The organism is Cellulosimicrobium sp. CUA-896 (genome assembly GCF_001942335.1).
GTDB lineage: Bacteria > Actinomycetota > Actinomycetes > Actinomycetales > Cellulomonadaceae > Cellulosimicrobium.
The window spans coordinates 23040-30423 of sequence record NZ_MKKH01000031.1 but is presented as its reverse complement, the minus strand read 5'-3'; the positions used below and the strand labels follow the sequence as shown (position 1 = coordinate 30423).

The 7384-nt window shown below is 73.8% G+C and carries 7 protein-coding genes; 2 read left to right on the top strand and 5 right to left on the bottom strand.

Translation table 11 applies throughout. The features are described 5' to 3' along the window. Positions 1 to 151 precede the first annotated feature (151 nt). The 4 genes from BJF88_RS10965 to BJF88_RS10950 all read right to left on the bottom strand — a co-directional run bounded on the left by BJF88_RS10965 (position 152) and on the right by BJF88_RS10950 (position 2777). A complete protein-coding gene (locus tag BJF88_RS10965; protein WP_075828815.1) occupies positions 152 to 721 on the bottom strand; it encodes a dihydrofolate reductase family protein in 570 nt (189 codons plus the stop codon). 85 nt (positions 722 to 806) lie between these two features. Continuing rightward, positions 807 to 1139, bottom strand: a complete 333-nt coding sequence (locus BJF88_RS10960; protein WP_075828809.1) for a cupin — start codon at positions 1137 to 1139, stop codon at positions 807 to 809. Then, positions 1136 to 2089 carry a universal stress protein gene (locus BJF88_RS10955; protein ID WP_075828808.1) on the bottom strand — a complete coding sequence of 318 codons (954 nt, stop codon included), beginning with the start codon at positions 2087 to 2089 and terminating at the stop codon, positions 1136 to 1138. The genes BJF88_RS10960 and BJF88_RS10955 overlap by 4 nt, the downstream gene beginning before the upstream one ends. Positions 2090 to 2129: 40 nt before the next feature. Further along, complete coding sequence (locus tag BJF88_RS10950; protein ID WP_255371959.1) at positions 2130 to 2777, bottom strand: hypothetical protein; 648 nt, start codon at positions 2775 to 2777, stop codon at positions 2130 to 2132. A gap of 272 nt (positions 2778 to 3049) precedes the next feature. Between BJF88_RS10950 and BJF88_RS10945 the strand changes: the two genes are divergently transcribed. After that, a complete protein-coding gene (locus tag BJF88_RS10945; protein ID WP_075828813.1) occupies positions 3050 to 5617 on the top strand; it encodes an ATP-dependent Clp protease ATP-binding subunit in 2568 nt (855 codons plus the stop codon). Positions 5618 to 5756: 139 nt separating this feature from the next. After that, positions 5757 to 6608 carry a putative protein N(5)-glutamine methyltransferase gene (locus BJF88_RS10940; RefSeq protein ID WP_075828807.1) on the top strand — a complete coding sequence of 284 codons (852 nt, stop codon included), beginning with the start codon at positions 5757 to 5759 and terminating at the stop codon, positions 6606 to 6608. Between the two features lie 73 nt (positions 6609 to 6681). Here the strand turns inward: BJF88_RS10940 and BJF88_RS10935 are convergent, their stop codons facing one another. Further along, complete coding sequence (locus BJF88_RS10935; protein ID WP_255371958.1) at positions 6682 to 7329, bottom strand: uridine kinase; 648 nt, start codon at positions 7327 to 7329, stop codon at positions 6682 to 6684. Positions 7330 to 7384 lie beyond the last annotated feature (55 nt).

Below are 7384 nucleotides of genomic sequence, written 5' to 3'. Positions count from 1 at the left end.
CGCGGGCGTGGGCGCGGTGCTCGCGGCCGGACGGCGGCCGGACTGGCCGGGAGCGGTCGCGGAGGACGTCGTGGCCCTCGTCCTGGCGGCGTGGGCCGTGCGTCGCTGACCGCTGCGGGCCGGTGTCGCTGACCGCTGCGGGCCGGTACGGCTAGGCGGCCGCCTCGTCCGCCGGGACGACGCGGTAGCGCAGGCAGGTGCGCACGCCGAACTCCTCGACCCCGACCTTCTCGAGCGTCGCCGCCGGGTCGCCGTCGAACAGACGCAGACCGCCGCCCAGCAGGACCGGCATGACGTCGACCGACAGCTCGTCCACGAGACCGGCCGCCATGAGCTGGCGGAACAGGCTCGCGCCGCCGACGACCGTCACGTCCCGCTCCCCGGCCGCCGCCACCGCGCGCTGCACGGCGGCCTCCACGCCGTCCGTGACGAACGTGAACGACAACCGCTCGTTGTGCCGCGGCGGGACCGGCGGCGGGCGGTGGGTGACGACGAAGATCGGCACCTGGAACTCGTACTCGTCGGCATACCTGTCGGGGTCCTCGGCGCCGTCGTACGTGCGCCGGCCCATGAGCACCGCGCCGGTCTCGTCCTGCAGCGACTGCATGTACCCGTTGCGGGTGAGCTCGTCGAAGTCCGCGTACAGCGCGGCGGAGCTCCCCGCGGCGTCCTGGACGAACCCGTCGAGCGAGACCGTCGCCCCGGCGATCACCTTGGTCATGTCCACTCCCCTCCTGCGGGCACGATGCCCGGTCGAGGGGAGGACCCGGCAGGGTCGCGCGACTCATCGGCCGGGCGGTCCGGGGCTACGGGTTCGGGACGCTCGTCACCGTCGTGAGCAGGAACGCGCTGTCCTCGAGGGCGGTGACGCCGTGCCGCTCGTGGGTCAGCACGCGCAGCTCGCCCGCACCCAGCTCCGTGTCGCCCTCGTCCAGCGCGGTGACGCGCACGCGCCCGCGCAGCACCTGGATCGAGGCCGCCGGCGGCGAGTTGTGCTCGCCGAGCTCGACGCCCGCCACGAGGGCGATCACGGACTGGCGCAGCGGGCCGTCGTGCACCACGACCTCCGCGCTGCGGCCGTTCGCGGCGGCCCGTGCGTCGGTCAGGTGCGCGTCGGTGAGGAGGTCGACGTTGGTCATGGGTGGTCTCCGGCCTGTCGGGGAGTCTCATCCTGCCGCGCGTCGTCGTCGTGCGCAGCGGCGTGCCGCGCCCCCGGCGGGCGCACCACGGTCACCGGGCAGTGCGCGTACTCCACCGCGTGGCGGCTGACCGAGCCGAGCAGCAGGCGGTCGAAGCCGCCCACGCCCCGTTGGCCGAGCACGAGGCGGCCCGCGTGCGACGACGCCTCGATGACGCCCTTCGCCGCGTGCACGTGCCGGACGGTGCGCACGACGCGGTCCTGCGGGAGGTCGACGCCGGCGGCCGTGATCGCGGCGTCGAGCCTCGCCGCGGCGAACGCCGCGTAGTCCTCGAGCGGGGGGGCCCAGCCCCACGAGTCGGGGAGCGGGGCGAGGGAGACGATCTGCCAGCAGAAGAGGGCCTCGAGCGCGAGACCGGAGCGGCGCGCGACGTCGGCGCCGTGACGCAGCGCGTGCACGGACGTGGACGAGCCGTCGACGCCGACGACCACGGGGGCCGAGGCGTCGGGCCGCGCGCCGCGCACGACCGTCACGGGCACCGTCGCGTGCTGGACGAGCGCCGTCGACACCGAGCCCAGGACGGCACGGCTCAGGCGACCCCGGCCGCAGCGGCCGACGACGAGGAGGTCGGCGCGGGACTCCTCGCGCTCGGCCAGGGCGAGCAGCGACGTCGACGCACGGCCGCGCACCTCGGCGGCCGAGGTCGCCACCTCCTCGGGCCCCAGGCCGGTGCGCTCCCGCGCCGCCCGCACCCACTCCTCGACGGTCGCCCGCCGCCGCTGCGCGCGCGCCTCCTCGTCGCCCGTGTCGTCCTGCCCGTGGTGGCGCGCTGGGTCCCAGGCGAGCACGGCGGTGAGTCGCACGCGCCGCGACGCTGCCTCGCGCAGGGCCCAGTCGAGCGCCTCCTCGGACCACTGCGAGCCGTCCACGCCGACGACCACGTCGCCCATCCCGCCACCTCCACCGGTGCGTCCGTCGTGCTCCGTGCTCCTAATGCTCGGGCCGCTCGTCGTCCAGGAGGATCGCCCGCAGCGGCGCCGTGACGACGTCGACCTGCTCGAGCAGGCCGACCGGCCCGGCGGCGACGACCACGCGCTCGCCGACCACGACGAGCACGGCGGCGCGGTCGCGCACGTCCGCGCGCACGCAGGGGCGCGCGACGCCGTCCACCTCGAACGTCGTGCGGACCAGGGGCGCCGCGTCCACCTCCTCGACGATCGCGCGCATGGCGGCGCGGTACTCCTGGTAGGAGTCGAGGAAGTCGTCGTCGCCCTCCCCGTGCATCGGCGCGGCGAGCGCGCCACCGAGCGCCGTGCGCACGATCTCCTCGGCGAGCGCGTCGGACGGCACGACCCGCAGCGTCTCGACGTCGAGCGTCTCGCCGGCGAACGAGACGTAGGAGCGCAGGAACCGCTCGTCGCTCGGGTCGTGCGTGCCGTCGCCGACCCCGGTGAGCGTCTCCTCGTCGAGGTCCAGCCCCCACGTCAACGGGTCCGCGACCTCCGCGACGTCGCCCCGGAAGCGGTCGACCACCTGCTCCCAGGTCGCGGGCGTACCGGGCGCACGGTGGCGACCGACGCGGGGGTCGTCGTCGTGCCGGGGGGCCGGGTCCTCGGGGTGCTGCTCCGGTCGGGACATCGGGATCCTCCACCCTCCTGCCGGACCGTGGGGTGCGGCACTCCTGAGCCTGCCGCTGCCGCGGTCCCCGGTCAACGCTGCGGCGGGCGTGTCGGACCGCGTCCGGCGCCCGCGGACGGAGCGTCAGGTCACGGCGCGCACCCTCTTTCACGCCCCTGGCGAACAACGGCATATGGGGGCGGTGCGCCTCGTTGGGAGCACATAGAGTCAATGCGGTCAGGCTGTACCCGTCGTCCGACGGGCAGGTGTACGCCGCTCGTGAGGAGCAGCACATGTTCGAGAGATTCACAGACCGAGCCCGTCGGGTCGTCGTCCTCGCCCAGGAAGAGGCGCGGATGCTCAACCACAACTACATCGGCACCGAGCACATCCTGCTCGGCCTCATCCACGAGGGCGAGGGGGTCGCGGCCAAGGCCCTGGAGTCCCTCGGGATCTCCCTGGACGGCGTCCGCACCCAGGTGACCGAGATCATCGGCGAGGGCCAGCAGGCGCCGAGCGGGCACATCCCGTTCACGCCGCGCGCCAAGAAGGTGCTGGAGCTCTCGCTGCGCGAGGCGCTCCAGCTCGGCCACAACTACATCGGCACCGAGCACATCCTGCTCGGCCTCATCCGCGAGGGCGAGGGCGTGGCGGCCCAGGTCCTGACGAAGATGGGCGCCGACCTCAACAAGGTGCGCCAGCAGGTCATCCAGCTGCTGTCGGGCTACCAGGGCAAGGAGCCCGTCTCGGCCGGCGGCCCCACGGAGGGCCAGCCGTCGGGCTCGGCCGTCCTCGACCAGTTCGGGCGCAACCTCACCCAGGCGGCCCGCGAGGGCAAGCTCGACCCGGTGATCGGGCGCAGCCTCGAGATCGAGCGCGTCATGCAGGTGCTGAGCCGGCGCACCAAGAACAACCCCGTCCTCATCGGCGAGCCCGGCGTCGGCAAGACGGCCGTCGTCGAGGGCCTCGCGCAGGACATCGTGCGCGGCGACGTCCCGGAGACGCTCAAGGACAAGCAGCTCTACACGCTGGACCTGGGCGCCCTCGTGGCCGGCTCGCGCTACCGCGGTGACTTCGAGGAGCGCCTGAAGAAGGTGCTCAAGGAGATCCGCACGCGCGGCGACATCATCCTGTTCATCGACGAGATCCACACGCTCGTCGGTGCCGGTGCCGCCGAGGGCGCGATCGACGCGGCGAGCATCCTCAAGCCGATGCTCGCGCGCGGCGAGCTGCAGACGATCGGCGCGACGACGCTCGACGAGTACCGCAAGCACGTCGAGAAGGACCCGGCCCTCGAGCGCCGCTTCCAGCCGATCCAGGTCGCCGAGCCGTCGCTCAACCACGCGATCGAGATCCTCAAGGGGCTGCGCGACCGCTACGAGGCGCACCACCGCGTGTCCATCACGGACTCCGCGCTGGTCTCCGCGGCCACGCTCGCCGACCGCTACATCAACGACCGCTTCCTGCCGGACAAGGCGATCGACCTCATCGACGAGGCGGGCGCGCGCCTGCGCATCCGCCGCATGACGGCCCCGCCGGAGCTCAAGGAGCTCGACGAGGAGATCGCCGAGGCGCGGCGCGAGAAGGAGTCCGCGATCGACGCGCAGGAGTTCGAGAAGGCCGCGCGCCTGCGCGACACCGAGAAGCAGCTCGGTGCCAAGCGGGCCGACAAGGAGAAGGCCTGGAAGTCCGGCGACCTCGACACGGTCGCGGAGGTCGACGAGGAGCTGATCGCCGAGGTCCTCGCCATGGCGACGGGCATCCCGGTGTTCAAGCTCACCGAGGAGGAGTCCAGCCGCCTGCTGCACATGGAGGACGAGCTGCACAAGCGCGTCGTCGGCCAGGAGGCCGCGATCAAGGCGCTGTCGCAGGCGATCCGGCGCACGCGTGCGGGCCTCAAGGACCCCAAGCGCCCGGGTGGGTCGTTCATCTTCGCCGGCCCGACCGGCGTCGGGAAGACCGAGCTGGCCAAGGCGCTCGCCGAGTTCCTCTTCGGGGACGAGGACGCGCTCATCCAGCTCGACATGTCGGAGTTCTCGGAGAAGCACACGGTCTCGCGGCTGTTCGGCTCGCCCCCCGGCTACGTCGGGTACGACGAGGGCGGCCAGCTCACGGAGAAGGTGCGGCGCAAGCCGTTCTCGGTCGTGCTGTTCGACGAGGTGGAGAAGGCCCACGCGGACATCTTCAACTCGCTCCTGCAGATCCTCGAGGACGGTCGCCTGACCGACTCGCAGGGCCGGGTCGTGGACTTCAAGAACACCGTCATCATCATGACGACGAACCTCGGCACGCGGGACATCGCCAAGGGCGTCCAGACCGGCTTCAACGCCGGCGGTGACCTCGTGACGTCGTACGAGCGCATGAAGGCGAAGGTCAACGAGGAGCTCAAGCAGCACTTCCGCCCCGAGTTCCTCAACCGCGTCGACGACGTGGTGGTCTTCCCGCAGCTCTCGCAGGACGAGATCATCCAGATCGTCGACCTGATGATCGCCCGCCTCGACGTGCGGCTGCGCGACAAGGACATGGGCATCGAGCTCACCCCGGCGGCGAAGGTCCTGCTGTCGGAGAAGGGTTACGACCCCGTCCTCGGCGCCCGTCCGCTGCGTCGCGCCATCCAGCGCGACATCGAGGACGCGCTGTCCGAGAAGATCCTGTTCGGCGAGCTCAAGGCCGGCGAGATCGTCCTGGTCGACGCCGAGGGCGAGGGCCTGCTCGGCGAGTTCACCTTCCGCGGGGTCCCCAAGGGCGACCACGACCGCGGCCCGGTGAGCGTCGGTGCGGCCGCCGCCCTGGACGCCCCCACGGGCGTGTCGGTGCGCGACCTGCCCCCGACCGGTGAGCTGCAGGCCGGCGCGGAGTGACGCGCCGGTGACGCGCTCCTGACGGCGCGGCCTGACACCACGACGGCCCCGGCCCTCCCGCAGGAGGTCCGGGGCCGTCGTCGTACCCGGGCGACCGCGCCGCTGGGACCCCGGACCACCCCGCCGCTACGGTGAGGTTGTGCCGACGTCGCCCTCGCCTGCCCTCGTCGCCCGCCTGCGGGCGGCAGGCTGCGTCTTCGCCGAGGACGAGGCCGCGCTCCTCGAGGAGGAGGCGGCCGCCGGGGACCCGGGCAGGCTGGAGGAGCTCGTCGCTCGACGGGTCGGCGGCGAGCCGCTGGAGCACGTGCTCGGCCGCGCCGAGCTGCGCGGCGAGCGGGTCCGCGTGGACCCGGGGGTGTTCGTGCCGCGCCAGCGCACCGGCCTCCTCGTCGAGGAGGCGACGCGCCTCGTCCGGCGCTCCGGACCCGCGTCCGCAAGGAGAGGCGACCGGCCGCTCGTCGTCGTCGACCTGTGCTGCGGCTCGGGCGCGCTCGGCCTCGTCCTCGCGACGGAGCTGCGGTCCGAGGGCCGGGGCGGCGACGTCTCGCGTGTCGAGCTGCACGCGGCGGACGTCGACCCCGCGGCGGTCGCGTGCGCGGCGCACAACGTCGCCGCGGTCGACGGGTTCGCCCACCAGGGCGACCTGTTCGACGCGCTGCCGCCCGCGCTGCGCGGGCGCGTCGACGTGCTGCTCGCCAACGTCCCGTACGTACCGACCGACGCCATCTCCTCCCTGCCCCCCGAGGCCCGGGACCACGAGGCGCGCGTCGCGCTCGACGGCGGGGCCGACGGGCTCGACGTGCTGCGCCGCGTCGCGGTCGACGCGCCGTCGTGGCTCGTGCCCGGCGGGCACCTGCTCACCGAGGTGAGCGAGGGCCAGGTCGCCGCCGTCGTCGAGGTGCTGCGGGGCGCGGGCCTCGACGTCCGCGTGGTGCGCGACGACGAGATCGGCGCGACCGGCGTGGTCGCGACGCGGCCCGACGAGACGTGAGCATCGGCCCCTGGTCGGCGGACTCGTGGGGCCGTCACGCGCTTCTCGGCGCACCGTGGCCCGCCGAGGCTCCTCAGCGCAGCAGCGCGCGGATCTCCCTCTCGGCCCGCTCGGGCGACAGCGCGCGGCAGCCGCGCGCGACCCAGTGCCGCACGAGGCGGGGCTCGTCGCGCAGCAGCGCCCAGCCGCGGCGCACGAGCGTCAGCGGCGGCTTGCGCATCTCCGCGAGGTCGCGCAGCAGGCGGAACCAGAACGTCACGAGCCGGGGGCGGCGCAGGCAGATCGCGTCCGCGAGCACGTCGTGCTCGCGGCAGGCCGCGACGATCTCCGCGGCGAAGATGCCCTCCGCCAGCACGACCCGTGCGCCGGTGACGTCGACGTGCGTCGTCCCGGTGCGGCGCGACGTCGGGATGTCGTACACCGGGACGTCGGTGTGCCCGGTGCGGGCGAGCTCGACGAGCGCCGTGACCGCGCCGGCCGCGTCCCAGCTGCGCGGGTCGTCCCAGTCGACGATGCCGAAGCGCTGCGGCAGGCCGGGGTGGTCGTGGTCGAGGTAGAAGTCGTCGAGCTCGACGACCGGCAGCCCGAGTCGGCGTGTGAGCGACGTCTTGCCGGAGCCGGACGCCCCGGTGAGGAGCACGACGCGCGTCGGCACCTCGCGGGAGCCGGGCGGGAGGTCGAACAGGGCCTGCTCGTCGGACGCGGGAGAGGGAGCGCTCACGGGACACCATTGTCGCAGCGTTCCCGTGCCGTGCCGTGCCGTGCCGTGCCGAGCC